The following is a 23,460-nucleotide window of genomic DNA, read 5'->3' on the forward strand; positions in this document are numbered from 1 at the left end:
TTTTTCAATTATTTTTTTAAACATACTATGTCTTGATTCTCGTTAGTATATACTGGCGCTTTATTCCGAATTTTAGCCTAAATACTAGTATAACAGAGGACAGTATGAATTGTCATAAAATTAGTGAACCACATGTTTGGAGATACTCTAAACATACCAAAATGCGTAGATGTCTCAAATGCAAATCTAGACTCCAAATGACTGAAAAAGAATATCATCTCAAATGGGGAATGCATAAAATTACTACAAAATAGTATTCAAATGAATTCTGAACGTAGAAGTTATAGGCAAGTTTTAGAATATTATTTTGCATTTGAATATTAATGAGGCAAATAGAATTTTTAGAAAATCTATCATAAAGGGTTTCTTTGAACCCCAGTTGGTAAATTTAGATTTTAAAAAATCATCTGTTAAACATCCTTCAATTAGTGATGATGGTCTTATGCAGTCTGATTTACTGCATGTATTTTTTGACATAGAGACTGGCTCTGACTATCCTGATGGTGATGAGTGGTTTATTGTAGAATTAGTATTTCCTCATGATGTTAAACTTCCAGATTCTTTGAAAGGGACTGATTATTTTACAACCTTGTCAGTTGATGAGGGAAAAACATACTGGCATCATCGTGAGTTAATTCGCTACAAATATGGAAAGTCTAAAAAATTACTTGATGCATTAGGATTTCTAGAATCAAAATACAAAGAACTTCATGAATTACTAGAACCTTTACAAAAAGATCTCAAGTAATTTCATTCCATGAATCTCCACTGAACGTGTACTTTTTGTTTTCAGATGAAGCTGAATCTAGACGCCATCTGATTGATTCAGGATCAAATTTGTATATTATCTGTGAAATTTCAGCTGGGATTTTTTTAGGATCCATGTGATATGGTAATAATTCTAAAACAAAATCAATCTTTTCTAATGCATTATCAAACCATTGCTTATCTTCTATATCTATAGTGAAGATAATTTTTGGATTTCCTGAAAAATTAATCACAATTTTTAATGCATTGCCACTTCCTCGTCTTCTTTTCATTTCCTTGAAAACTGCTTTGACTTTTTCCCATCGCTTAAAATCAAACCATTGGAAAAATGCTTCATTAAATTGAAGTGGAATATCAATATCTAAGAAACTGACAAAATTCTCATCATCTGCTTCAATTTCATCCTGAACAATGGTAAAATGGGAATTTAAAAATCCATAAAGAACTTCAATCTCCCAAGGAGAAACTCCGTAATATCGTAGTGTGGTTTTCACATTTTCTGACAATGATTTAAAATCCAGAAAATTGTAATTAAAGCTTCAAAACTAGTCAAACTAGTACAAATTCACCTTAAAATTAAAATTATATGGAATGAGATACAACTCTAGACATGAAGAAAGAATTTGTAGTAAAAAGCATAGATTCTGCACCTGATGGGGCACCATATGTTGTAATCTCATTATCATCCCTCAAGGATCTAAAAGAAGGAAATCAACCACAACAACCTCCTTTTGGAACTCCAAAAGTTATGGGATTTTCAAACATGAATGACATGATGAAAGATTTGAACAAGATGATGTCTGGAATGGGCGGAGCAGGTATGCAATCTGGAATTACTCAGCTAAAACTTGAAATGCACGAGTACAAAGAGATGGGTCTCTCAGTTGGAGATAAGGTCTTTTTAGAACTAAGTAAGGCTGAAACTTTGGGCGTTTAATCTTACCAGATTGTGTTGAAATATTTCCAACCATAAAATGCAGCAATAGTTCCAATTACAAACAACATTGGTTTCCATGCAAATACAGGAATGCTTGGAGTTGCAAGCTTTACTTTGTAATTATCTACAATTGCATGCACATTTTTCTTAATTTTATCGTGCCAGATGTTATAGTCTACTTGATATTTTTTCAAAATCTCTTCGACTTCGTATACTACTGGAGTTCTTTGTGAAAACAAATGTTGCAAATAATCCCTTGACACTTCTACTTCTGCATGAATTCCGATTAATCCTTTTTTCAAATCAACCATTCTGACATGCATTTCCCATGGTTTTTTTAATTTAAGATTTAGACCACTTCCAATTTGATCTGGTTGTTTATGTTCAAGCTTTACTTTGGTAAATCCTTCATCTGTGAAAATTTTAGTTAACTCTTCAAAACTTTTCTTAACTACAATATGGAGCTGCTCTACACCGTCTTTGCTATCTACATCAATTTTGTGTTTTATTCCATCAAAGAATGACACAGTTTTTGGATATGTAGTTAGATATTCCATATTTTTTCCACTAGATGCCTCTATTTAAAGCAGAACAGAAATTTAGGCTAAATTTTTGGAGGATTTGACAACCCTCTGACATACACACATTGATCTGGGGAAATTGCCATTTCTGATGGTTTGATTTTTCTATCAGTTAGCTTTGCACCTGAATTTTTAATTATTGCAAATGGTTTTGATTCTGCACCTTCTCCCATCTTGTGATTGGCTATTGTAGCAAGGTTGTCAACGACTGCTTGAAATGTTACTTTTAGTGGATTTCCATCAAGATCTTTTTTTGCCCTCATATCTAAAACCGGTTCAATTCCTGCACAAGATATCGCTACACCTGAAGTTCCAATTCTTGCTGGCATCAATCTGCTATCGACTAAAATTATTCCTACATGAATGAAGAACTTTAAGAAAATTTTTCTCCGAATCTCTTCTGCAGTTTGATACGGGTTTGTTGGATAAAGTATTGCTCTACCTTTTTTTGCATTTGATTTATCAATTCCTGCATTTGGAGCCATGATATTATCTGAAGATGTGATTACAAATCCTCCAATGCCTCCAAATATCTTATCTGATTCTCTGATGATTATCTCTGCAATTTCTGATTTTAATTGAAATGATTTTGAAACTTCTAATCCTTCTTCTGATGGTTTGATTTTCTCTAATTCTACTATTCTTCCTTGTGAATTTGATACATATTTTGTTGAAATTACTAAAACATCTTGATCTTCTAGGGTTGTGTTGTTTTTTTCCAATGCTTCTAAGAGTGCCTTGAAAATATCAAATTCTCCTTCTTTTCTATCTGCTAATAATGGTAATACAGTTAATTGCATAATATTCTGAGTATTATCTACTGTAAAATATTTTGTTTATCTTTACACTATGATTCATTAGAACTGCTTATCAACCCCATAGAAATTTAGTAATCAAAAGATGATTCGTTTGCTGTTTGCATTATTGTTAATTCCTGTCTTGATATGATATCTAGTGTAAATTTTTAAAAAATAAAAAGAGGTTATGGCGGAACCATGGGTCTTACAAGATTACCTACACCTGATTCTGTAAGAACATGGTATTCCCAAGTTCCCCATATCGACCAGTCGGGATTGTCTCTGTATCGAGGGTCTGTCTCATGTACTATCAGATAGTTGTAATGACCATTGTCATCATATCCTTGACAATTGATGTGATTTTGTATCCAACCTGAATCCATGAAAGGATTGTTTTCAAAGTTTCCTCTGAAATTTACGACATAATCGCAAACAGTTAGTGTATCTGAATCTAGTTCATCTACTGAACCAACAGAACCCAATATGCGTCCATCTCCAAGATCCCAATACCAATCCCCGAGATTATCGTATGCATAAACTGAGGTATAGTGACCGTTTACAGTAACTCCTTTGTCTGGAATTCCGTTGTTATCCTTGTCATTTTTAGATTGTTTATCGTGACCTGGAACAACAGTTCCGGCATCTGCAGACATCATAAATCCTGAACTTGCAAGCATTATTGCAGCTAGAATTATTGCCATTGTTTTAGTCATTGGTATTATGAATTGATGAAAATAATTAAAGATGATCTTGAAATTTGAAAATGTTACAGGTTTGCAAACTATATGTAAATCATTGATCTGAACAAATCATTCATGAACGTTATAAACCGAACTTACCATTATACAATATGTCACAAAATGATGAATCATGGGAACAACTTTACGGATTGTCATGGACTATAATTGATGACGAATAATTTTAGAGGTTAGATACAATGGAGCCAGAACAAATTGATGAAATTATTCAACACATCAATTCAAAGTATGATGAGAATGTGCCTCGTCTAGTCAAGATGCTGGTGCGAAAAAAGATTGGCAGTTTACAGTCATTTGATGTTGAATCTGTGCCTGAGTCATTACGAAACTGTACTGTTGAGGAACTAATTGGGATTGTAAAAGATGGGTTGGATTCTGGTAAATTAGAGCTTTAGTGTTTAACTTGAAAGATAAATCTCTATAAGAGAACTAATCGTGGTTTTGAGATAAAATCAAATATGTTTTTTTCATATCTGATAATTGGACATCTGAAAAGCTTTTAATCTGTAGAACAAGCTTTTTTCATTATGAACATTACTGAGAAGATTCTTGCAAAAGGTGCTGGAAAGTCTTCAGTAGCACCTGATGATGTAGTCTTTGCAAAGGTTGACAAGGTAATGATGCATGATGTCTCAGGCCCAGGCGTGATTAAGGTATTTGACAAATTAAAGAAGCAAGGAATTTCAGTTGACAAATTATGGGATCCTACAAAAGTTTGGGTAGCTGAAGATCATTTTGTTCCATCGGCTGAAAAAGTATCTGCTGAAAATATTGTGAAATTAACAAACTTTACAAAAAATTATGGAATTGAAAAACACTTCAAGTATGGAATGGGACAATACGGAATCTGCCATACTATCTCTCATGAGGAAGCAATGGTAATGCCAGGTGATGTTTATGTTGGTGGAGATTCTCACACCAATACGACTGGAGCCTTGGGTGCTTTTGCTTGCGGTCTAGGACATACTGATGTTGCATATGTTTTGCTTAATGGTGAGATTTGGTTCAAGGTTCCTGAAACTTTTCTCTTCAAGTTAAATGGAAAATTGCCTGAACACGTGATGGCCAAAGATCTTATTTTAAAAATTATTGGAGAGATTGGAACTGATGGCGGTGCATACCAAACAATGCAGTTTGGCGGAACCGGAGTTGATGAAATGTCAGTTGAAAGCAGATTAACCCTATGTAATATGACTACAGAAGCTGGAGCAAAGAATGGAATAGTTGAACCTGATCAAAAGGTAGTTGATTATCTTACTCAGAGAGGTGCAACAAATTTCAATTTGATCAAAGGCGACGATGATGCTGAATATGCCAAAGTTTTCGAGTTTGAAAGTTCTGAGATGGAGCCAACAATTGCAAAACCATTTTCTCCAGAAAATACTTGTATTGTTAGAGAAGCCCCTTCAGTTGAACTGGACAAATCCTACATTGGTTCATGTACTGGAGCAAAATACGAAGATTTGGAAGCTGCAGCAAAAATTCTCAAAGGAAGAAAAGTAAAGATTAGAACTGAGATTTTACCTGCTGCAATTTCGATTTATCAGAGAGCAATGGAGAATGGATTGTTGAAAATATTCTTAGATGCCGGTGTTACTGTTGGGCCTCCTACTTGTGGTGCCTGCTGTGGAGCACATATGGGCGTCTTGGCAAAAGACGAAATCTGCATTAGTACTACAAACAGGAATTTCCCAGGCAGAATGGGCCATGTAGAGTCACAAACCTATCTTTCATCTCCATTGGTAGCAGCAGCATCTGCTGTAACTGGAAAAATAACTGACCCGAGGGATTTGTAATGAAAGGTAACGTCATAAAATATGCTCAAGACAATGTTGACACTGATGTAATTATTCCAGGTCAATATCTCAAAGTCCATGATTATGCAGAACTTGCAACACATGCAATGGAAGGATTGGATCCTGATTTTCATTCTAAAGTCAAAGAAGGTGATTTTATTTTGTCAGGTAAAAATTTTGGCTGTGGCTCATCTCGTGAACATGCCCCTATTGCATTATCTCACTCTGGAGTAAAGGCCGTACTTGCATTGTCTTTTGCAAGAATCTTTTATCGCAATTCAGTTGATGGCGCATTTTTGTTACCTATTGAAATTGAACAGGATGCATATGATGGTATTTCTGAAGGTGATGAAATAGACATTGATGTCTCTGCAAATGAAATTAAAAATATTACAAAAAACCAAACCTACAAAATGAAACCATTTTCAGAAATTATTGGAAAAATAATTGCAGCTGGTGGTTTGTTCAAGTATAAACCAGACCAGGATTGAAATGGGAAAAACGCTTTTTGAAAAAATTTGGGAATCTCACGTTGTTGTTGAAAAACAAAATGATCCTTCACTAATCTACATAGACAGACATCTTGTTCATGAGGTGACTTCTCCACAAGCTTTTGATGGATTGCGAATGAATAACAGAAAAGTTAGAAGACCTGATCTTACTATTGCTACAATGGACCATAATGTTCCAACTACTGACCGTTCACTTCCCATATTGGACCAAACCTCTTCAGTCCAAATCCAAACTTTGGAAAAAAACTGTAAAGATTTTGGAATTAAATTATTTGATGTCAATAGCCCAAATCAGGGAATTGTGCATGTCATTGGCCCTCAATTAGGAATCACATTACCTGGGACTACAATTGTTTGTGGGGATAGTCATACATCTACTCATGGTGCGTTTGGAGCACTAGCTTTAGGAATAGGTACTAGTGATGTTGAACATGTTTTGGCCTCTCAGACTATGTGGCTAGAAAAACCAACTCCTTTTGAAATTAGAGTTGAAGGTAAGCGAAAAAACCCACATGCTGTGACTGCCAAAGATATCGTACTCTCAATTATCAAAAATATTGGTACTGGTGGTGGAACAGGAACAGTAATTGAGTACCGTGGTGAGGGAATAACTGATCTTTCAATGGAGCAAAGAATGACAATATGCAACATGTCAATTGAGGCAGGGGCTAGAGCAGGTTTGATTGCACCTGATGAAAAAACATATGATTATCTAAGAGACAGGGAGTATACTCCAAAAAATTATGAAACCTTGGTTGACACTTGGAGAGACAATTTAAAAACAGATGGCGATGCAAAATTTGAAAAACAATTCACACTACACATTGATGATATTGCTCCTCAAGTAAGTTGGGGAACTAATCCTGGAATGACTTGTGATGTTACTGAACTAATTCCATCACCTGATGAATTCTCAAAAGGTGATCCTAATCAAAAGAAGGGGGCTGAAAAAGCACTTGATTACATGGATTTGAAACCTGGAACTTCAATTGAGGATATCAAAATCGATAGAGTATTCATTGGCTCTTGTACTAATGCTAGACTAGAAGATCTTATTGAGGCATCCAAAGTAATCAAAGGACAAAAGATATCTCCAAATGTTCATGCCATGGTTGTCCCAGGATCTCAAATGGTCAAAAAACAAGCTGAAGAAATGGGATTGGATAAAATTTTCATTGATGCAAACTTTGAGTGGAGAGAAGCTGGTTGTAGTATGTGTCTTGGAATGAACCCTGATATTTTATCTCCCGGTGAACGATGTGCAAGTACTTCAAATAGGAATTTTGAAGGCAGACAAGGAACTGGTGGTAGAACTCATTTGGTTAGCCCTGTAATGGCAGCTGCTGCTGCTATTGAAGGTCATTTTGTAGATGTTAGGAAAATGGATTTGAATTAAAATGGAATGTTTTAAAAAAATCTCAAGCATTGTAACTCCACTTGACAAGGTAAATGTAGACACTGATCAAATTGTCCCTAAACAATTCCTAAAATTAGTTCAAAAATCTGGATTTGGAAAATTCCTATTTTTTAATTGGAGATTTGATGAGAATGAAAACAAAAAACCCGATTTTGTTCTAAATGACTCTAAATACGAAAATTCCAATATTCTCGTAGCTGGAGATAATTTTGGTTGTGGTTCTAGTCGTGAACATGCCGTTTGGGCCCTTCTTGACTATGGCTTTTCAGTAATTATTGCTCCTTCATTTGCAGATATCTTCTTTAGTAATTGCTTCAAGAATGGAATTTTACCTATCACTTTGAATCAAAAAACGGTAGAAAAACTGCAACAAGAAACTGGTGTTGTTGAAGTTGATTTGGAAAACCAAACCATCACTACTCCATCTGAGAAAATATCTTTTGAAATTGACGCTTACAAGAAAAAAATTCTTTTAGAGGGATTAGATGATATTGCTCAAACTTTTCAGTATGAAGAAAAAATCTCTGCCTTTGAAAAAGAATCTAAAATCCCATCTGTTTTATAATCTTCTTTACTGTTTTTTCGTTTCTTTCTAAAACCATTGGAGATTCTGCATCCATCCATTCTTTTTCACCAATATCAAAAGCACTAATTTTTCCTTCTTTTGATAGTTGTTGTAAAATATCATAAGATAGATTGATCTCTTTTTGTTTTTGTTTTGATTTGATTCTTTTAATGATGTCTTGTCCTAACATGTAGATTCCAAGACATTCAGATAACTGTAGTTTCATTACTGGTTTTTCTTTGAATTCTGTAATTATCCCATTTTCAACTGTTGCAAATCCTGTTTCTTCTTTTCTTTTTGTTCTTGTAGCAATACATGCTGAACTCTTTTTTTCTTTGAAAAATTCTCTCATTTTTTTAAGGTCTATGGCACACAAGTTATCTACAAACCACAAAACAAACTCTGATTCATTTTTGAGTTTATCTGCAATGTGCAACAAGTCTCCACCTGTCCCACTTTGAGAATCCTGAACAAATGTAATCTTTTTTTGATTTCCATAATAATTTTTGATTTGACCTCCCAGTCCCTCAAAATCTGAAATAATAATTACTTCATTTACAAAACTAAATGATTTTAGATATTTTACAACATAATCTATCAACGGCTTTCCATTGATAGGAGTCATTGCTTTTGGAAAATATTCTGTATATGGTTTGCCTCTTGTTCCCTTGCCGCCTGCAAGAATTACAGCCTTCACAGCCTAACGGTATGATTTCTGCTTTCTTCTTCTTGCACCAGGTCCGCCAAACTTCTTTGGTTCTTTTCTTCTGGCATCTCCACTGACTAGGTATTTATCAAAATCAGTGATTCTTTTTCTAAGGTCTTCTCTAGTTGATTTTGGGAAAGGATGATCTTTTGGCTCTTTCTTGGATTTAGTCCATCCAGTAAGTGCTCTTGAAATTCCAGTTGCTATGGCACTGGCTTGACCCATAAAACCTCCACCTCTTACTCTTACAGAAATATCGATTTTATCCCTCAAATCTCCAGTAATTTCTAAAGGTGCTAAAATAACTTCACGGGCAGTTTCCTGTGGAATCATTTCTACTGGGACGTTGTTAATTCTAATTTTTCCTTTACCTTTGGTAATGTAAACATGGGCACTAGCTGTTTTTCTTGTTGCAAAATAGATTTCAGTTTTTGGAGTTGTCATTCAGTCCACCCAATTACCCTACATAATTCTCCTAGTGCTGTATAGTTTGATGGAGTTTTTCTAATCAATGCTTTTTCAAATTGAATTTTTTCAAGTGATTTAATTTCTTGAGGTGAACCAATGTATGTTCTTAGTCTTTGGAATGCTTCTTTTCCTGATGGCTTTCTATCAAAAGGAAGCATTTGACGAATCATCTTTGCCATTACAGTATCTGGTCTTCTGTAGTGTTTTGGTCCGTGTTTGTAATTGATAATACTGTTAATCTCTAAAAATTCTCTATACTCTTGAATTTGGTTGCTTCTTGCACCGCTCATCATAATTTTTTCACAGTTAACTACTGATACTCTGTTTCCTTGTATCAATAATTTTGCAACATTGGATGCTAGTCTACCTGCAATATGGTTAGTTGCATCTACTACAATTGGTCTGTCAGTTCTTACAACTGTTTCTTGTTTTGCTCCCTTTGGTTTGTTGATTCTTCCGTTAGCCAAGTAGAACTACTCCTTTTCCAGTTGGGTTTTGTTCAATCAAATCTGAATGGGTAATGATTTTTCCACCTTTTTCAATGATTTTGTTTGCTGCAGATTCTGAAATTGAAAATGAGAATAATGTGATTTTGTGAGAAATATTACCTGTTCCAAGTACCTTACCTGGGAAAACTACTGTATCATTATCTTTTGTCAACTGACCAATTCTATTCAAATTAAGATCTCTTCTTGCAATAGATGGTTTTAATGCATATTCGGCCAATTTGCCCCAAATTGGTGCATCGTTCTTTGTAGATGCTTTCTTTAGATCTTTTGCCATGTGTATGACGACTTGACTAGTCATGTGAATAATCCGGTTTGAAACCCAAATATAATGTCTATGCTTAGATTATGCTTCAACTTGGTCAATCATTTCTTTAAATTGACCTATTCTATTGCTGACCTCGTCTACTCCTGAAATAATGATTTGTTCTGGATTGAGAGCTCCTGTAGATTCTACAGTTAGTACTTTGACATCCTCTTTGTCAGTATCAGTAAGAGTTGAAATTGTTGCAGCATTCCATTTTGCGTGTTCTGTTCCACGACCTAGTCTTGCATAGCATTCAATTTTGATTCTTTGACCTGGTGCTAGTTGGACTATGGGAATTTTGTCTGATGTTGGTTTAATTGAATCATCTTCAGAGGACAGTTCACTTGAAAGAACTGTTCTTGTAACGTCTGAATCCCCTGAATCTAAAACTAGCATAACTTTACAATTTGAACATCCTGTTTCACTTTGGCATTCACATTTTGAAGGTTCATTGAATCTAGACAAATCTGTAGTTATTGGAATTAGTCCTAATCTGTGGGCCAATCCTTCATCTGGCAATACTGAAGAATTCTCAATAATGTCTACAGTATCTACTGCAAATGTTGGAACGCCATTGAGGCATACACGTCTTAATGCATTTGCATATTGTAATGGAATACCTGTAAGTTTTACAGCAATTTTTTGATTATCTTTACTAATTACATCTAAGGATGACAATGAGCAAAATCTTCAAAATCCACATAAAAATCTAGCTGGTTTTGGGCACAGTGATAATGACATTCTGGTTTGTCCTATTTCTCTAGATATGCTTAAGTCCACAATGGAGTATCTGATTTATGGATTTTGACAAGTTATTTTCTGATGTTCTAAATGTCGATTCTAGTATTCGCTATGCTGCAATTCAAAATAATGCTGGCAAAATAATTACTGGTGGTTTTCGAGAAAACATCAACCCGATTCTAAATGATGAAGATCTTCAAATGATGCACCATTATGCATCTCAGAGATGGCAAACCCGAAAAAATATTGAACATAAACTTGGTCCTGCAAAATATGCAATGGCCGAATATAATGAAATCAAAAGAATTTCATTTCCAATTGATGAAAGACACTTGCTAATGGTTACAACTGAAATAAACACAGATCACACAAATGTTATTTCAAAAATTCTTGAATTAATCAATCATTCAAAATAACAAAGTCATCAAATATCGTTATTGTCTATGTTCTATTAGTACAGATAAATAGCAAATCCTCATATCTAATTTAGAAATGGTCGATGTAACATTAGTAAGATATTCCTTTGAAGGGGAAAAATTTGAGATTATGGTAAAGCCTGATCCTGCATTGGATTTCAAAATGGGAAAGAAAAAAGATATTTCCGCAGTTTTAGTTTCTGACGAAATTTACACTGATTCTGGAAAAGGTACTAGGCCTTCTTCTGAGAAATTACTCAAAGCTTTCAAAACTGAAGACCAGACTGAAATTGCTCAGATTATTCTAGAGAAAGGTGATCTAAATCTTACTACTGATCAAAGACGAAAAATGGTAGAAGACAAGAAAAAACAGATTGTTACGTTTATTGCCAAAACCTATGTGGATCCAAAAACTCACTTGCCTCACCCTCCGTTGAGAATTGAGCAAGCAATGAAAGATGGAAGAGTTTCAGTTGATCCTCAAAAAAATGCTGAAGAGCAGGTAAAAGATATTGTTGAAAAACTTCGTTCAATCATTGCCCTAAAAACAGAAAGCCTACAATTGGAAATTACTATTCCGGCACAATTTGCATCCCAATCATATGCAGTTCTAAAATCAGTAGGTTCTCTAAAATCTGAAGAATGGCAAAATAACGGTTCACTAAAAGCAATACTTGAAATACCCGCTGCGGCAAGGCCAAACGTGATAGACAGATTAGGTTCTATAACTAAGGGTTCAGCTTCAGTTGAGGTAGTTCAATAATGGATAATAAAAGAAAATACGTTATTCCTGGCGATGTAGTAACTACAGGCCCATTTAGACCTGAACAAAATGTAATTCTTGATGGTGATAAGATAATTTCTACAACTATAGGAATTTCTGAAATTTATGATGATTCTGTTAAAGTAATCCCATTAACTGGAAAATATATTCCAAAAATTAATGATTTAGTAATTGGTAAAGTTATTTCCCATACTTCACTATCTTGGGAATTAGATATCAATTCATGCTATGTAGGATTTTTGCCTGCTCAAGATGTCTTTGGACGAGACTTTTCTGCTCATGCAGATGAACTATCCACCAAACTAAAAACTGGTGACTTGGTAGCTGCAAGAATAGCTAATTTTGATAGAACAAGAGATCCACTGGTGACAATTTCTGATAGAGATTTAGGTGCAATTGACTCTGGTGACTTGGTAAAAATCTCACCTAGTAAAGTCCCTAGATTGATTGGAAAACGCGGAAGCATGATCCAGATGATCGAAATGGCAACTAATGCTGCTGTGACTATTGGACAGAATGGTTGGGTAGTGGTGGCATGTGAGACTCCCGAGGGATTATTAAAGGCTAAAAAAGCAATTGAAATGATTAACGAAAAGGCACATGTTGCTAATTTGACTGATCAAGTGAAAGAAATGTTAGAAATAAAGGATGATGAATCATAATGGGCGGAAGAGACGCAACAATGGTCCTATTGGACGAGAATGGTATTCGTTGTGATGGTCGTAAAGTAGACGAAACACGACGTGTCATGATTAGAGCTGGTGGACTAAAAAATGCCGATGGTTCTGCTTACATTGAATTTGGTGATAATAAAATTTTAGTTGGAGTTTTCGGTCCAAGAGATGTACATCCAAAACACATGTCAAACACTGACACTGGAATTTTAAGAGTTAGATATCACATGGAACCATTTTCTGTTGGTGAGAGAAAAAACCCTGCACCATCAAGAAGAGAAATTGAAATATCCAAAGTAATCAAAGAAGCATTAGAACCTGCAGTAATGTTGGAGAAATTTCCAAGAACTGCTGTTGATGTTTTCATTGAAGTTTTACAAGCAGATGGCGGAACTCGTTGTGCTGCACTTACAGCAGCATCTGTTGCATTAGCTGATGCTGGTATTCCAATGAGAGATATGGTTGCAGCCGTAGCAGCAGGAAAAGTTGCAGATACTGTAATTCTTGATGTTAACAATGAAGAAGACCAAGCAGGTCAAGCAGACATGCCAATAGGTTACATGCCAAGCCTTGGTAAAATTACATTATTACAATTAGATGGCGTTCTAACTCCTGAAGAATACAAGAAATGTGTCGACGTTGGAGTAAAAGGTTGTAAAGATGTTTACGAATTACAAAAGAAAGCACTCAAAGACAAATACTTTGGGAATGGAGGAGACTAAAAATGACATCTGTATCTGTTCTAGATGAATTAAAGAAAGCACAAATCCTTGAACTATTAGAACAAGGAAAAAGAGTTGATGGACGTGCACTTGATGAAGCACGTGAACTTACTATTGAAACTAATGCAATTCCAAAAGCAAATGGTTCAGCAAGAGTCAGATTAGGTGACACTGAAGTTATTTGTGGAGTTAAAATTCAACCTGATAGACCTTTCCCAGATACTGGTGATAGAGGAATTTTCATGTGTACTGCTGAACTATTACCACTTTCACATCCAACTGTTGAAACTGGTCCTCCACAACCACCTGTCATTGAATTGGCAAGAGTTACTGATAGAGGAATCAGAGAAAGCCACATGATTGATGTTAGTAAATTAGTAATTCTAAAAGACAAATCCGTTGTTGGTGTATTTGCTGATAACGTTGTAGTTGATCAAGATGGAAATCTCTTTGATGCATGTTCTTATGCTGCTACTGCTGCATTACTTGTAGCCAAAACCCCGAAATGGGATTGGGTTGACGAGAAACCAACTCTAGTAGAAGGTGAAGAAACACCATTACCAATTGAAACTATTCCAGTATCTGTAACAATGGGAAAAATTGGCAATCATATCATCGTTGATCCAAATGGAGATGAATGGGCAAGTATGGATGCTCGTGTTACAATTACAAGTGATTCTGATGGAAATATTTGTGCTTTACAAAAAGGTGGTTCTGATGGATTTACCCAAGATGAAATTAATCAGTGTGGTGAAATCTCAGTCAAAGTAGGCGCAAAAATAAGAGAAAAATTAAAAGCAGCTCAATCAGGAAGTTAATAAAATGGCAAAAGCAAAAAAATCTCTTAAAGGACTAGGTGCTCGTTACGGAATTAAACTTAGAAAACAATATACAAAAATTCACCTTCAATTAAAAGAAAAAAGAACATGTCCTGAATGTGGTTCCACATCATTTAGTCGTGATGCAGTAGGAATCTGGTCTTGCAAAAAATGCAGCTATAAGGTAGCCGGTACTGCATATGACATTAAACTTTAGTGCAAAAATTACTGTCGACGCAAAAGACAAAACAAAAGCAATTTTCGAATCAGTAAATGCTGATAATGAGTTTTATCCAGAAAATCCTGTAAAAACCAAGATAGCCTTTGATGAAAAACTCACCATCTCAGTTGAAACTGATCAATTATCTCACCTTAGAGCAAATTTGAATTCCACACTTAGGTTGATTCAAGCCAGTGATGACACAATTGAATCGGTAAAGATATAATGAAACAAATTTTTTGATAAAACATGTCAGCAGGACAAATGCCACCATGGCTTCAAGAACAAATTATGAAAATGCAACAATCTCAACAGAACCTCCAGTCTGTAATGACTCAAAAACAACATCTTGATATTGAAAAAGCAGAAACTGAAAAAGCTCTTGAAGAATTAAAAAAAGTAGCCGATGGTGATGCAGTGTTCAAACAAGCTGGTACTGTTTTGATTAAATCAAAAAAACAGGAATTAGTTGATGAGTTGGAAGAAAGAATTGAAATGACCAAAACACGTGCTACTGTTTTAGAAAAACAAGAAACACGACTCAAAGAATCTCTAAAAGAACAAGAAACAAAAATTACTGAAATGATGAAAAGTGGTTCTGGAAATGCTCCGCCAAATTCACCTCCTGCTGAAGACAATCCTAGAAAATAAAATCTCAAGCGTATTTCATATAAGATATTAACAATTCTTTTCATGTGTTACTTGTGGAGTTAAAAAATCTTAGAATTGTTGTAGATGAAAGGGAGCGAAAAAGTGGAATTCCTGATTTACTAAAATCTATTGGATTAAACATTGAAATGAAAACACTTCCAATTGGTGATTATATTGTGGCTCCTGAAACTATAGTTGAGAGAAAAAGCATTCGAGATTTAATGGCATCTGTATTTGATGGACGCCTTTTTGATCAGTGCTCTAGACTAAAGGAGCATTTTGAGCATCCTGTAGTTCTCATGGAAGGAAACGTTGATGAAATTGAGGAAATAACTGAAAATCCCCTGATATTTTATGGCGCAATTTCTTCTGTTGTTCTTGATTTTCAAATTCCCGTGATTCCTACTCCAAGTGCAACTCATACTGCAAAATTACTTGTATCCATGTGTTCAAGAAAAGATGTTTCAAAGGGACCTTTTCTCAAAAAGATAAAGAAATCTTCAGATTTGGAAAAACAGCAACTGTCAGTTCTGTGTAGTTTACCTGGAATTGGGGAAAAATTTGCAGTTAGAATGCTTGAGAAATTTGGAACCCCGTTGAAAGTTTTTAGTGCAACAACTGCCGACTTGGCAAAAGTTGAAGGTCTTGGTGATGCTCGTGCCAAAAAAATCAAAAAAACTTTGGACACCAAAAGCAAATATCTAAAAAAATCAAATCAGAAAACACTACATGATTCCTAATTCCTCTCCAAAACAGGGAGGTGTTTATGAAATAAAAGAAAATTAGATTTTTTCTTTACAATCTTTTTTGTGCTTTCTAAGATCTTCAATCGTATGAAATTCAGTACCACATGCTCTGCATTTCTCTTTTTTCTTATTATGTGCAATTTCTTTATGTTTTTCCAGCCTATGAGGATACTTGAACCTTGCATCACATTTATCACATTTTAGAGTTCTTCCAAAATCGACTGATGACATGCTTTGTTTAGAATCCCCATAGTACTAAAACTCATGTCCATATTCATATTCAGATCTGGGGATTTTTTGATCTCTATTCGTTGTATGAATTGATTTGTGTTTTAATTTACAATCTGAACAGACAACCAGCCCCTAAGGGTTCGTTCTTCGGTAAGCTGATTAGCTGACTATACCTTATCATCACAAGCATCGTATCTATCTCATGCGAGAACAATATTTCCCTAGACACGAAAGAAATTGTGAGTTTTTTTCACAATGTTCTCGCTTCACACTAACGGAGATAATATTATGAAATTATCAATTAAACAAAAACTTGGAATCCCACGTCACAGAAAGGCATTTTATGGATTCTATATCATTGCAGCAGTTTCTATAGTAGTATTATCTTTGGTACTATAGGAGAAAAATAGAATGAAGCAAAACACAACAATGTTTGTAATAGTGGGTGTAATCATTGGATTCAGTATTGCATTTGTAGCATTTATCCAATCTCCTGAAATTCAAACAACTACTGCAGAATCATCTGAGATTTATCCAAAATTTACAAATCCTAATCCTAAGACATTATCTTATACGTTAATTGCTCAAGATGCGAAAATTGAAGTATCTCCTGGCGTCCAAGCTAAAGTCTGGACGTACAACGGAACAGTCCCTGCACCAACTTTGAGATTTTCAGAAGGCGATGACGTTACTGTAAAATTTGTAAATGAAACTCCATATGCCCACACAATCCATTTTCATGGAACTCATGATTCTACAAATGATGGTGTTTTTCCACAGATAATGCCTGGTGAGGAATACACGTATCATTTTGTTGCACATGAAGCTGGCATGTTCATGTATCACTGTCATGCGTTTCCAACATCTGAACATGTGAGAATGGGAATGTTTGGTGCAATGATTATTGATCCTGCAATACGTCCAATGGAGCCTGCACGGGAATACTTTTTCACTCTAAGTGAGTTTGATCCTAATAATGCATTAGAATACTTTACAGAATTTTATCCAGTAAACGGATACGCAAACCAGTATATGGATAACCCAATACAAGTTGTTTCTGGGGAATTAACTAGATTCTATGTAATGGGAGTTGGTGGCGTATTGCAATCTCCTTTCCATGTGCACAGTACAATAATGAAAGTATATCCTTCAGGAATTTTATGGAATGAACCATACTTTGCACAGACACATCTAATTGGAAATGGTGACACTGCAATTATAGAGGCAACATGGGATACTCCAGGAAAATATCTATTCCATGTTCACGGTATTCAAGAAGAACGTGGCTCTATGGCAATAATTGAGGTGTTAGAAGATGCATCATCATTATCTGAAATTCAAACTCCTAGTAACAACAAAGGAAGTTATTCCATGATAGAGTGGCAAGAAGATTTGATAAGAACACTAGAGCAACCAAAACTAATCACATATGATAACTTGGGAGAAGCCAAAGTAATTGATGCACCAAAAATTAAAACAGACAAAGTAATAATTGTCAAGGATTCATGGAATCCTGACGTTGTAGAATCTTATGATCCTACTGCAATTGAGATTGCTTCAGGTACTACTGTAACTTGGACAAATGAAGACTTTGTTATACACACTGTTACAGATGATGAAAACACATTTGATTCAGGATTTATTCAAGCAGGAAAAACTTGGTCAAACACATTTGAAAAGTCTGGTGAATATGGTTATCTCTGTACTTTACATCCTTGGATGAAAGGAACTGTTAGTGTAAACTAGATGAGATATGATTACTAAAAATCAAATTTCATCAAAGGATTTAAAGTGTAATTTCTTATAATACACATGAAATTATTTCTGACAATTATTCCTTTGATATTTTTAGGAATTGTGGGTTTACAGGAATCATATGCTGAAGATATGGCAGTGGTAAATTCATCCATAACTCAGCAGGAATTAAAAACCATGGTTGAGAATTGGATGAATAATCCCGATGAGAATGATACAAACCAACGTCTAGAAATCATGAAAGCATATTATGCATTTAAAGAGACAGGACAGAAACTATCTCACGATAGAGAAGGATTAGTCTTGATGAACCAGATTACAAAAATGGTTAGTTTTGATATGCCTAGAGAGGAACTTGATGAATTAAGAAGTCAAGTGAGGGTGGAACTTGGATTAGAGACACCTTCTGAAACCAAAATTCTATACATTGATTCAAAACTGGTTGACTGTGTTGGAGTTGGTCCACAAAAATGCATGAATGTTCGTGAGAGTATGGATTTCAGTTGGAAAAATTTCTATGATTCCATCAAAGGATTTGATTATGTTGAGGGAAAATCCTACAAGATTTCTGTAAAAGTAACTGATGTTGAAAACCCTCCTGCTGATTCATCAAGTAAAAAATATGAATTAGTTGAAATTCTTGATACTAAATCATACTCTAAACATATTCCATACAACAACATTTGTGCACCAGGTTATGTTTCACTTGGTGAAATCTGTGTTCTAAATGACAGATGTGGACCTGGAATATATCCTGGAAAAGTCTGTGTTATGGATGGAGTAAAGCAACCCTATCTTAGACCATATCAGCAGGGCAATGCAGGAATTTCAGCAAACGATGTTATTTGTACAGAAGATAGACAACTACTCTTCAAGTCTGATGCAACACCTGTCTGTGTTAAACCAAGCTCTATGGATAGATTAGAAAAAATTGGATGGCATGTTGACATACCACCTATTGCATGTACTTTGGAATATGCTCCTGTTTGTGGTGTTAATGAAAAAACATATGGAAACATGTGTGCATTAACTGCAGATCATGTTGCAATGAAAAACAAAGGTGAGTGTAAAGCAATTATGCATGACACTTTTGGACTATTTGAAAATACATTACAATATGCTTCTATACCTCCAATAGTGTCTGAAGAAAAAGGATATGTTGTAACTGAAATTGCAAATGGAGTATTTTGGCTTGTTGGAAGTGGATACCAGACAATGTTTCTAACTACTGGAGAGGGTGTTGTTGTAATTGATGCACCAAAACCTATTGGTGAAAAATATCTAGAAGCAATTAACGAAGTAACTGATGAACCCATCACTCACATGATTTACTCTCATCACCATCAGGATCATACTGGGGCTGCAGGTATGATATTTTCTGAAGATATAACATACATTGCACACAAAGATGCTGCCGATTTGCTTGTATCTGATAATGATCCTAACCGTCCTATACCCAATATGGTTCTTGAAGGTGATTTCAATACTCTGGAAATTGGTGATAAAACTATTGAATTACACAACATTGGGGACTTTCATTCTAAAGGAAATTGGCTGATTCTTTTACCTCAATATGAAATTGCAATGCTAGTTGATTTGTTTCGTCCTGCTGAATCACCATATCGTGCATTTGGAGTAACTCCTGACATTGATTTGTATTTGGAAACTCATGATGTCTTGCAAACTTTTGATTTTACGGTTCTTGTATCAGGTCATACTGAATTACTTGCAACAAAAAAACATGTAGGTACAAATCAAATGTTTACACAAAGCATAATGGATAATGCTCAGATTGGATTAGATTCTGATGTTGACTCTCTTGAAATATGTGTCAATACTTCTATCTCTCAATGGGAAGGGAAATTAGGAAATCTTGATGCGTTTATGGTTGATCATTGTAATGCAATGATAGAGTATCTGCAATCCAAATAATTTCTTTTTAAAATTAAATTCGTGGAAAATCTGCACGTCTTTTAGATTTTGGTTTAGTTCTCAAACGTTTGTGACAACACGGACACCAGACACCTTCATAGTGAATCCATTGATTACACATCTGGCATAACTTTTGTCCCAACTCATACCGTTTACTTAATCCATATCTTTTCACCTGAAACTCTTGACATTTCCCTATGCATAATGGATGTGGCCCTGCATTTCTTGACATTATGCTACCTCAGAAATTTGTGGCCTGTGATTCATATCTACCAATCTGCATAATGAGTGAATTTGTTCCTCTGATTCAAAGTGGCATTTTTTACAATCAAACTTGATAGTTTCATTGCAAATTGAACAATTTTGTTTGATTGTTAATTCTATTCCGCATTTTCTGCAACTATCAATTCTCATGATAAAGATACGTCAAAATTGACAATATACCTTAGTCAGCTGAATAGCTTACTTGTCATTTGTTAGTTTTACCAGATTCTATCTACTACTATTCCTAACTATAATCATGAAATCACAACCAATCTCAAACTGGGATAAAATGGTTCATGCCCCTTTCAAAAAGGTCGTAAAATTTGACCTTCTCTGTATGGGAATCGGTGTAGTAATTGGAGTGGGCATTGGAGCATACTCTGTTGCTAGCGGAATCTTTGGCTAGCAACAAAACTTCTTTTTTATAATTTTTGACATGACTAAAGGAATTCATTCAAACCATAGAATAAAATCTGTGATCATTTTTATCCTGTATTGAGTAGTGTTATCATTGACAGATCTATTTGATGAAACTGCAAATTATGTACTTGATTTAGCTAGTCCTCAAAGAATGCAAATTTTATTCAAGTTATTAGAAAAAAACTCTACTCCAACTGCACTAGCAAAAGAGATTGATGCAACAAAACAAGAAGTACATAGAAATTTCACACGATTGGAAGAAAGCGGTTTAATTGAAAAGAAAACTGATGGAAAATACACGTTAACGACATTTGGACAAACTGTATGTACTCAGGTTCCATCCTTGGTTTTTCTTACACAAAATAGGAAATATTTTGAAGAGCATAATTTTGGAGAAATTCCACATAAATTCAAGATGCGTTGTGGGCAATTAGCTGCAAGTCAACGTGTAAAAGGATTTTCTAAAACAATGGAGCAGTGGAAGAATATTTACAAAAATTCTGATGAATACATCTATGAAATATTATCAGAAGTTCCTTTAGACCTGATAGAGCCCCTGATAAAACAAGTTAAGAAGGGTACAAAATTTGATTATATTTTTTCTGAATCTGCAGTAGTTCCAAAAGGAAGAAAGGCCCTTCTCAAGAAATTGGGATTTGATAAATTGATGGATGATGGATTAATTCAAAGAAAAATGGCAAAAAATGTTCAAACAGTACTTGTAATGAATGAGAAAGAGGCATGCATAATGTTTCCAACAGTTGATGGGGAGGCTGATATTAGTGAGATGTTTTATTCAGAGGATCCAATGTTTCATGAGTGGTGTCTTGACTATTTCAGATACTGTTGGTATGGCTCTGATGTTTTCAAAGAGAGTAAATTAAAAGAATAAACTCAATTTTCTACCTGTTTTCATTCATTTTGTCATCAAAATAGTCGATGTGTCTTCATAAAGTGGAACTTGACTAGAACTTCACAGATCCAAACCCTGTTGTATTCGTTTTAATTTTTGCAGATTTGAATTTGGTACCTGTGTGGCTTAGGCTTCTTTGGGAACATAGTTTTTACATGAACATTTTGTGCATAATATTTTTGATTGCAATTTTCCACTTGGCATTGATGTACCTGGTAAGAAATCTCCGCTGCCTATTCTACCTAATGTAAGCTTGTGATCCTCTTTTGTGTGAAGGCAATTCTCACAATCATCATCCATGAATCAATAATGTAAACCTGAGTTATAATTCTGGCTATTCATTAGAACCCTTTATGACTATCTCAAATAGAGAATAATAAAATTAGTATTTCCTAATTAGCTGATTCTAATTTTCGATTAGTTTTTAAATTTATTTTACTATACTATATCTCATGGAAAATAAATCCTGCAAAATATGTACTTCTAGATTAGAAGTAGAACATAGATGCAAATTCTGTAATGAGCCAACTAGACTCTTTTGTCACACTTGTGGGATAATGGCTGAAAAAATTGCACATCCTGCATGTATGATACTTGATGTTAATAGAATGCTAATGCAAACAGAAATGCATCCATAATTTTTTCTTTTTACCTTGATTCAATAAAAATGACATCTACAAGATCATTGTTACTTCGTTTGGTAACGGTATCTCGATTTGCATTGTGATGATTTTGCAAATGGGCCTTTCTAGTTTTTATTCCATAATTTCTGCATAATCTGCAAAAGTAGGTCACATGTCTCTGTGATTTTGGTTTTGCCTGATTCTCATATTCTGCAACTAAAGTTTGCATGATATGAGAAACATCATTCTGATATTTTAATATTGTCAGTAGTATGACATTATTGTCATATATAGATAATATATGCAAAATCTTTATATTTTGTAATCTCTATTACATTAAATCGGTGATTAAAAGATGTTTGATGACCAATTCGAAAAAACATTTCGAAGACTATCGAGCCCCTTTTTTTCAATGGGTGATGTCTTTGATGCTCCACAAGGAGAAATCCAAACACATGGACCATACTATTATGGTTATCAGATGACCATAGGTCCTGATGGAAAACCCATTGTAAAAGAATGGGGTAATACAAAGCCGCTCTCTGCAATTAGTGATTCTGGCATACGAGATGTGTATGTGGATGAGACGATTGATGAACAAGATCGTGTCATTAAACTCGTAGCTGAAATGCCTGGTATTGAAAAGTCTGACATCCAGGTTAATGTGGCAGATAATGTTGTATCAATTTCTGCAGAACACGGAGAAAGAAAGTATGGAACAAAGTTTCCATTAAAGTATGACGTTGATGGAAATTCTGCAAAAGCAAAATACACAAATGGTGTATTGGAGCTGACATTTTCTCTTGCCGAAAAAAAACCAAAAGGCAGGATTGTGTCAGTAGAATAATGGAGGTACAATGAAATGAAAAATATTTCATCAATCCATCAACTCAAAAAGTCTGTCAAATCTTCCATGGAGAAAGTTTCTTCATATCCTGAAGAAGTAATTTCTAAATGGAAGATTGGGAGAAAAAACTTTCCTTGAGGTGATACATATGGAAAAACAAAATACTTGGAATGCAATGGTACATGCTCCATTTAAGAAGGTAGTAAAATTTGATCTTCTTTGCATTGCAATGGGAATTCCCATTGGTGCAGGAATTGCAACTGCCTTTCTAACTGGTGACATATACAATCTAATTCCATAGGAGGAAAAAATATGCCAGACACGTTATGTAGACGATGTGGAGGGGAGTTGGATGTGGGAAAGCAATGTTTTCATTGCACTCAGCCTATCCAACTAGTTTGTACAAAATGTACAAATCCTACAGAAGTTAGATTCCACAGTCAATGCATGTACAGTGAGGAGATCCTATGTCATACAGTAGCTGCTCTTGCATAAGTCATAGAACACCTGATTCAACCATGTGGGGGATCCCTTCTCCCTCACATGTGACCATTTTTGAAATCATGTTAAGAAAATAAAATTTAA

General features: G+C 34.8%; 38 protein-coding genes. 26 read left to right on the forward strand and 12 right to left on the reverse strand.

Features of this window, described 5'->3' with window-relative positions; translation table 11 throughout:
- Window positions 1–104 precede the first annotated feature (104 nt).
- Together C5F47_RS02185 and C5F47_RS02190 are read left to right on the forward strand one after the other, a co-directional pair.
- On the forward strand, window positions 105–254 hold the full coding sequence (locus C5F47_RS02185; protein ID WP_246271154.1) for a hypothetical protein: 150 nt from the start codon (window positions 105–107) through the stop codon (window positions 252–254).
- Window positions 255–307: 53 nt separating this feature from the next.
- Entirely contained in the window at window positions 308–748 is a 441-nt protein-coding gene (locus C5F47_RS02190) for a hypothetical protein (RefSeq protein WP_179361279.1), read from the forward strand.
- On the opposite strand, the gene C5F47_RS02195 is transcribed toward C5F47_RS02190, so the two are convergent.
- Window positions 741–1,274, reverse strand: a complete 534-nt coding sequence (locus C5F47_RS02195) for a hypothetical protein (RefSeq protein WP_179361280.1) — start codon at window positions 1,272–1,274, stop codon at window positions 741–743. The two genes, C5F47_RS02190 and C5F47_RS02195, sit on opposite strands and share 8 nt — an antisense overlap.
- A 104-nt stretch (window positions 1,275–1,378) precedes the next feature.
- Here C5F47_RS02195 and C5F47_RS02200 point away from each other — a divergent pair, with 104 nt between their 5' ends.
- Complete coding sequence (locus C5F47_RS02200) at window positions 1,379–1,705, forward strand: hypothetical protein (RefSeq protein ID WP_179361281.1); 327 nt, start codon at window positions 1,379–1,381, stop codon at window positions 1,703–1,705.
- Between the two features lie 2 nt (window positions 1,706–1,707).
- Here C5F47_RS02200 and C5F47_RS02205 read toward each other — a convergent pair whose 3' ends face one another.
- From C5F47_RS02205 to C5F47_RS02215, 3 genes are all read right to left on the reverse strand, one after another.
- Complete coding sequence (locus C5F47_RS02205; protein ID WP_179361282.1) at window positions 1,708–2,262, reverse strand: hypothetical protein; 555 nt, start codon at window positions 2,260–2,262, stop codon at window positions 1,708–1,710.
- Window positions 2,263–2,309: 47 nt separating this feature from the next.
- On the reverse strand, window positions 2,310–3,086 hold the full coding sequence (locus C5F47_RS02210) for a coenzyme F420-0:L-glutamate ligase (protein ID WP_179361283.1): 777 nt from the start codon (window positions 3,084–3,086) through the stop codon (window positions 2,310–2,312).
- A 182-nt stretch (window positions 3,087–3,268) separates the two neighbouring features.
- Window positions 3,269–3,796 (reverse strand): hypothetical protein, encoded by a 528-nt coding sequence (locus C5F47_RS02215; RefSeq protein WP_218841254.1) that lies wholly within the window; start codon window positions 3,794–3,796, stop codon window positions 3,269–3,271.
- Between the two features lie 224 nt (window positions 3,797–4,020).
- On the opposite strand from C5F47_RS02215, the gene C5F47_RS02220 reads away from it, so the two are divergent.
- From C5F47_RS02220 to leuD, 5 genes are all read left to right on the forward strand, one after another.
- Complete coding sequence (locus tag C5F47_RS02220; protein WP_179361284.1) at window positions 4,021–4,236, forward strand: hypothetical protein; 216 nt, start codon at window positions 4,021–4,023, stop codon at window positions 4,234–4,236.
- Between the two features lie 132 nt (window positions 4,237–4,368).
- Window positions 4,369–5,637 carry a 3-isopropylmalate dehydratase large subunit gene (locus tag C5F47_RS02225; RefSeq protein WP_179361285.1) on the forward strand — a complete coding sequence of 423 codons (1,269 nt, stop codon included), beginning with the start codon at window positions 4,369–4,371 and terminating at the stop codon, window positions 5,635–5,637.
- The gene (locus tag C5F47_RS02230) at window positions 5,637–6,128 is read left to right on the forward strand and encodes a LeuD/DmdB family oxidoreductase small subunit (protein ID WP_179361286.1); all 492 of its coding nucleotides are present in this window, start codon (window positions 5,637–5,639) and stop codon (window positions 6,126–6,128) included. The genes C5F47_RS02225 and C5F47_RS02230 overlap by 1 nt, the downstream gene beginning before the upstream one ends.
- A 1-nt stretch (window position 6,129) precedes the next feature.
- Window positions 6,130–7,545 carry a 3-isopropylmalate dehydratase large subunit gene (gene leuC / locus C5F47_RS02235; RefSeq protein WP_179361287.1) on the forward strand — a complete coding sequence of 472 codons (1,416 nt, stop codon included), beginning with the start codon at window positions 6,130–6,132 and terminating at the stop codon, window positions 7,543–7,545.
- A 1-nt stretch (window position 7,546) separates the two neighbouring features.
- Window positions 7,547–8,131, forward strand: coding sequence for a 3-isopropylmalate dehydratase small subunit (leuD, locus tag C5F47_RS02240; protein WP_179361288.1), 585 nt, complete (start codon window positions 7,547–7,549; stop codon window positions 8,129–8,131).
- On the opposite strand, the gene C5F47_RS02245 is transcribed toward leuD, so the two are convergent.
- Genes C5F47_RS02245 through C5F47_RS02265 form a run of 5 tightly spaced genes read right to left on the reverse strand, consistent with a single transcriptional unit; the run spans window position 8,109 to window position 10,796 of the window.
- Entirely contained in the window at window positions 8,109–8,828 is a 720-nt protein-coding gene (locus C5F47_RS02245) for a nucleotidyltransferase family protein (protein WP_179361289.1), read from the reverse strand. The two genes, leuD and C5F47_RS02245, sit on opposite strands and share 23 nt — an antisense overlap.
- A 3-nt stretch (window positions 8,829–8,831) precedes the next feature.
- A complete protein-coding gene (rpsI, locus tag C5F47_RS02250) occupies window positions 8,832–9,281 on the reverse strand; it encodes a 30S ribosomal protein S9 (RefSeq protein WP_179361290.1) in 450 nt (149 codons plus the stop codon).
- Window positions 9,278–9,772, reverse strand: a complete 495-nt coding sequence (gene rplM / locus C5F47_RS02255; RefSeq protein ID WP_179361291.1) for a 50S ribosomal protein L13 — start codon at window positions 9,770–9,772, stop codon at window positions 9,278–9,280. The genes rpsI and rplM overlap by 4 nt, the downstream gene beginning before the upstream one ends.
- Complete coding sequence (locus C5F47_RS02260) at window positions 9,765–10,112, reverse strand: 50S ribosomal protein L18e (RefSeq protein ID WP_179361292.1); 348 nt, start codon at window positions 10,110–10,112, stop codon at window positions 9,765–9,767. Before C5F47_RS02260 ends, rplM begins: the two co-directional genes overlap by 8 nt.
- A gap of 45 nt (window positions 10,113–10,157) precedes the next feature.
- Window positions 10,158–10,796 (reverse strand): DNA-directed RNA polymerase subunit D, encoded by a 639-nt coding sequence (locus C5F47_RS02265; protein ID WP_179361293.1) that lies wholly within the window; start codon window positions 10,794–10,796, stop codon window positions 10,158–10,160.
- Window positions 10,797–10,915: 119 nt separating this feature from the next.
- On the opposite strand from C5F47_RS02265, the gene C5F47_RS02270 reads away from it, so the two are divergent.
- From C5F47_RS02270 to C5F47_RS02310, 9 genes are all read left to right on the forward strand, one after another.
- On the forward strand, window positions 10,916–11,275 hold the full coding sequence (locus tag C5F47_RS02270) for a DUF6659 family protein (RefSeq protein ID WP_179361294.1): 360 nt from the start codon (window positions 10,916–10,918) through the stop codon (window positions 11,273–11,275).
- A gap of 76 nt (window positions 11,276–11,351) precedes the next feature.
- Window positions 11,352–12,038 (forward strand): ribosome assembly factor SBDS, encoded by a 687-nt coding sequence (locus tag C5F47_RS02275; protein WP_179361295.1) that lies wholly within the window; start codon window positions 11,352–11,354, stop codon window positions 12,036–12,038.
- Window positions 12,038–12,721, forward strand: a complete 684-nt coding sequence (gene rrp4 / locus C5F47_RS02280) for an exosome complex RNA-binding protein Rrp4 (RefSeq protein WP_179361296.1) — start codon at window positions 12,038–12,040, stop codon at window positions 12,719–12,721. The genes C5F47_RS02275 and rrp4 overlap by 1 nt, the downstream gene beginning before the upstream one ends.
- Window positions 12,721–13,455, forward strand: a complete 735-nt coding sequence (rrp41, locus tag C5F47_RS02285; RefSeq protein WP_179361297.1) for an exosome complex exonuclease Rrp41 — start codon at window positions 12,721–12,723, stop codon at window positions 13,453–13,455. Before rrp4 ends, rrp41 begins: the two co-directional genes overlap by 1 nt.
- A gap of 2 nt (window positions 13,456–13,457) precedes the next feature.
- A complete protein-coding gene (gene rrp42, locus C5F47_RS02290; protein WP_179361298.1) occupies window positions 13,458–14,273 on the forward strand; it encodes an exosome complex protein Rrp42 in 816 nt (271 codons plus the stop codon).
- A gap of 4 nt (window positions 14,274–14,277) precedes the next feature.
- Window positions 14,278–14,490, forward strand: coding sequence for an eL43 family ribosomal protein (locus tag C5F47_RS02295; RefSeq protein ID WP_179361299.1), 213 nt, complete (start codon window positions 14,278–14,280; stop codon window positions 14,488–14,490).
- Window positions 14,474–14,719, forward strand: a complete 246-nt coding sequence (locus C5F47_RS02300) for a KEOPS complex subunit Pcc1 (RefSeq protein ID WP_179361300.1) — start codon at window positions 14,474–14,476, stop codon at window positions 14,717–14,719. The genes C5F47_RS02295 and C5F47_RS02300 overlap by 17 nt, the downstream gene beginning before the upstream one ends.
- A gap of 23 nt (window positions 14,720–14,742) precedes the next feature.
- Window positions 14,743–15,144: a prefoldin subunit beta gene (locus tag C5F47_RS02305; protein WP_179361301.1), complete on the forward strand. Its 402-nt coding sequence runs from the start codon at window positions 14,743–14,745 to the stop codon at window positions 15,142–15,144.
- 53 nt (window positions 15,145–15,197) lie between these two features.
- Entirely contained in the window at window positions 15,198–15,884 is a 687-nt protein-coding gene (locus tag C5F47_RS02310) for an ERCC4 domain-containing protein (protein ID WP_179361302.1), read from the forward strand.
- Between the two features lie 42 nt (window positions 15,885–15,926).
- Here the strand turns inward: C5F47_RS02310 and C5F47_RS02315 are convergent, their stop codons facing one another.
- A complete protein-coding gene (locus tag C5F47_RS02315) occupies window positions 15,927–16,121 on the reverse strand; it encodes a hypothetical protein (protein ID WP_179361303.1) in 195 nt (64 codons plus the stop codon).
- 411 nt (window positions 16,122–16,532) lie between these two features.
- On the opposite strand from C5F47_RS02315, the gene C5F47_RS02320 reads away from it, so the two are divergent.
- The 4 genes from C5F47_RS02320 (at window position 16,533) to C5F47_RS02335 (ending at window position 21,384) form a co-directional block, all read left to right on the forward strand.
- Window positions 16,533–17,867 carry a multicopper oxidase domain-containing protein gene (locus C5F47_RS02320; protein ID WP_179361304.1) on the forward strand — a complete coding sequence of 445 codons (1,335 nt, stop codon included), beginning with the start codon at window positions 16,533–16,535 and terminating at the stop codon, window positions 17,865–17,867.
- 66 nt (window positions 17,868–17,933) lie between these two features.
- Entirely contained in the window at window positions 17,934–19,808 is a 1,875-nt protein-coding gene (locus C5F47_RS02325) for a DUF4377 domain-containing protein (RefSeq protein ID WP_179361305.1), read from the forward strand.
- A 520-nt stretch (window positions 19,809–20,328) separates the two neighbouring features.
- On the forward strand, window positions 20,329–20,478 hold the full coding sequence (locus tag C5F47_RS02330; protein WP_179361306.1) for a hypothetical protein: 150 nt from the start codon (window positions 20,329–20,331) through the stop codon (window positions 20,476–20,478).
- A gap of 105 nt (window positions 20,479–20,583) precedes the next feature.
- Window positions 20,584–21,384 (forward strand): helix-turn-helix transcriptional regulator, encoded by an 801-nt coding sequence (locus C5F47_RS02335; protein ID WP_179361307.1) that lies wholly within the window; start codon window positions 20,584–20,586, stop codon window positions 21,382–21,384.
- Between the two features lie 147 nt (window positions 21,385–21,531).
- Here C5F47_RS02335 and C5F47_RS02340 read toward each other — a convergent pair whose 3' ends face one another.
- On the reverse strand, window positions 21,532–21,705 hold the full coding sequence (locus tag C5F47_RS02340; protein ID WP_179361308.1) for a hypothetical protein: 174 nt from the start codon (window positions 21,703–21,705) through the stop codon (window positions 21,532–21,534).
- A 152-nt stretch (window positions 21,706–21,857) separates the two neighbouring features.
- Here C5F47_RS02340 and C5F47_RS02345 point away from each other — a divergent pair, with 152 nt between their 5' ends.
- Window positions 21,858–22,043 (forward strand): hypothetical protein, encoded by a 186-nt coding sequence (locus tag C5F47_RS02345; protein ID WP_179361309.1) that lies wholly within the window; start codon window positions 21,858–21,860, stop codon window positions 22,041–22,043.
- A gap of 10 nt (window positions 22,044–22,053) precedes the next feature.
- Here C5F47_RS02345 and C5F47_RS02350 read toward each other — a convergent pair whose 3' ends face one another.
- Window positions 22,054–22,257: a hypothetical protein gene (locus tag C5F47_RS02350; protein WP_179361310.1), complete on the reverse strand. Its 204-nt coding sequence runs from the start codon at window positions 22,255–22,257 to the stop codon at window positions 22,054–22,056.
- Window positions 22,258–22,383: 126 nt separating this feature from the next.
- Here C5F47_RS02350 and hsp20 point away from each other — a divergent pair, with 126 nt between their 5' ends.
- Genes hsp20 through C5F47_RS02365 form a run of 4 tightly spaced genes read left to right on the forward strand, consistent with a single transcriptional unit; the run spans window position 22,384 to window position 23,370 of the window.
- Complete coding sequence (gene hsp20 / locus C5F47_RS02355) at window positions 22,384–22,875, forward strand: archaeal heat shock protein Hsp20 (protein ID WP_343045164.1); 492 nt, start codon at window positions 22,384–22,386, stop codon at window positions 22,873–22,875.
- Window positions 22,876–22,890: 15 nt separating this feature from the next.
- The gene (locus C5F47_RS09720; protein WP_281361089.1) at window positions 22,891–23,013 is read left to right on the forward strand and encodes a hypothetical protein; all 123 of its coding nucleotides are present in this window, start codon (window positions 22,891–22,893) and stop codon (window positions 23,011–23,013) included.
- Between the two features lie 10 nt (window positions 23,014–23,023).
- A complete protein-coding gene (locus tag C5F47_RS02360) occupies window positions 23,024–23,176 on the forward strand; it encodes a hypothetical protein (RefSeq protein ID WP_179359960.1) in 153 nt (50 codons plus the stop codon).
- A gap of 11 nt (window positions 23,177–23,187) precedes the next feature.
- A complete protein-coding gene (locus C5F47_RS02365) occupies window positions 23,188–23,370 on the forward strand; it encodes a hypothetical protein (RefSeq protein ID WP_179361312.1) in 183 nt (60 codons plus the stop codon).
- The last annotated feature ends 90 nt before the right edge of the window (window positions 23,371–23,460 follow it).

The sequence above is a fragment of the Nitrosopumilus cobalaminigenes genome (assembly GCF_013407145.1).
Lineage (GTDB): Archaea > Thermoproteota > Nitrososphaeria > Nitrososphaerales > Nitrosopumilaceae > Nitrosopumilus > Nitrosopumilus cobalaminigenes.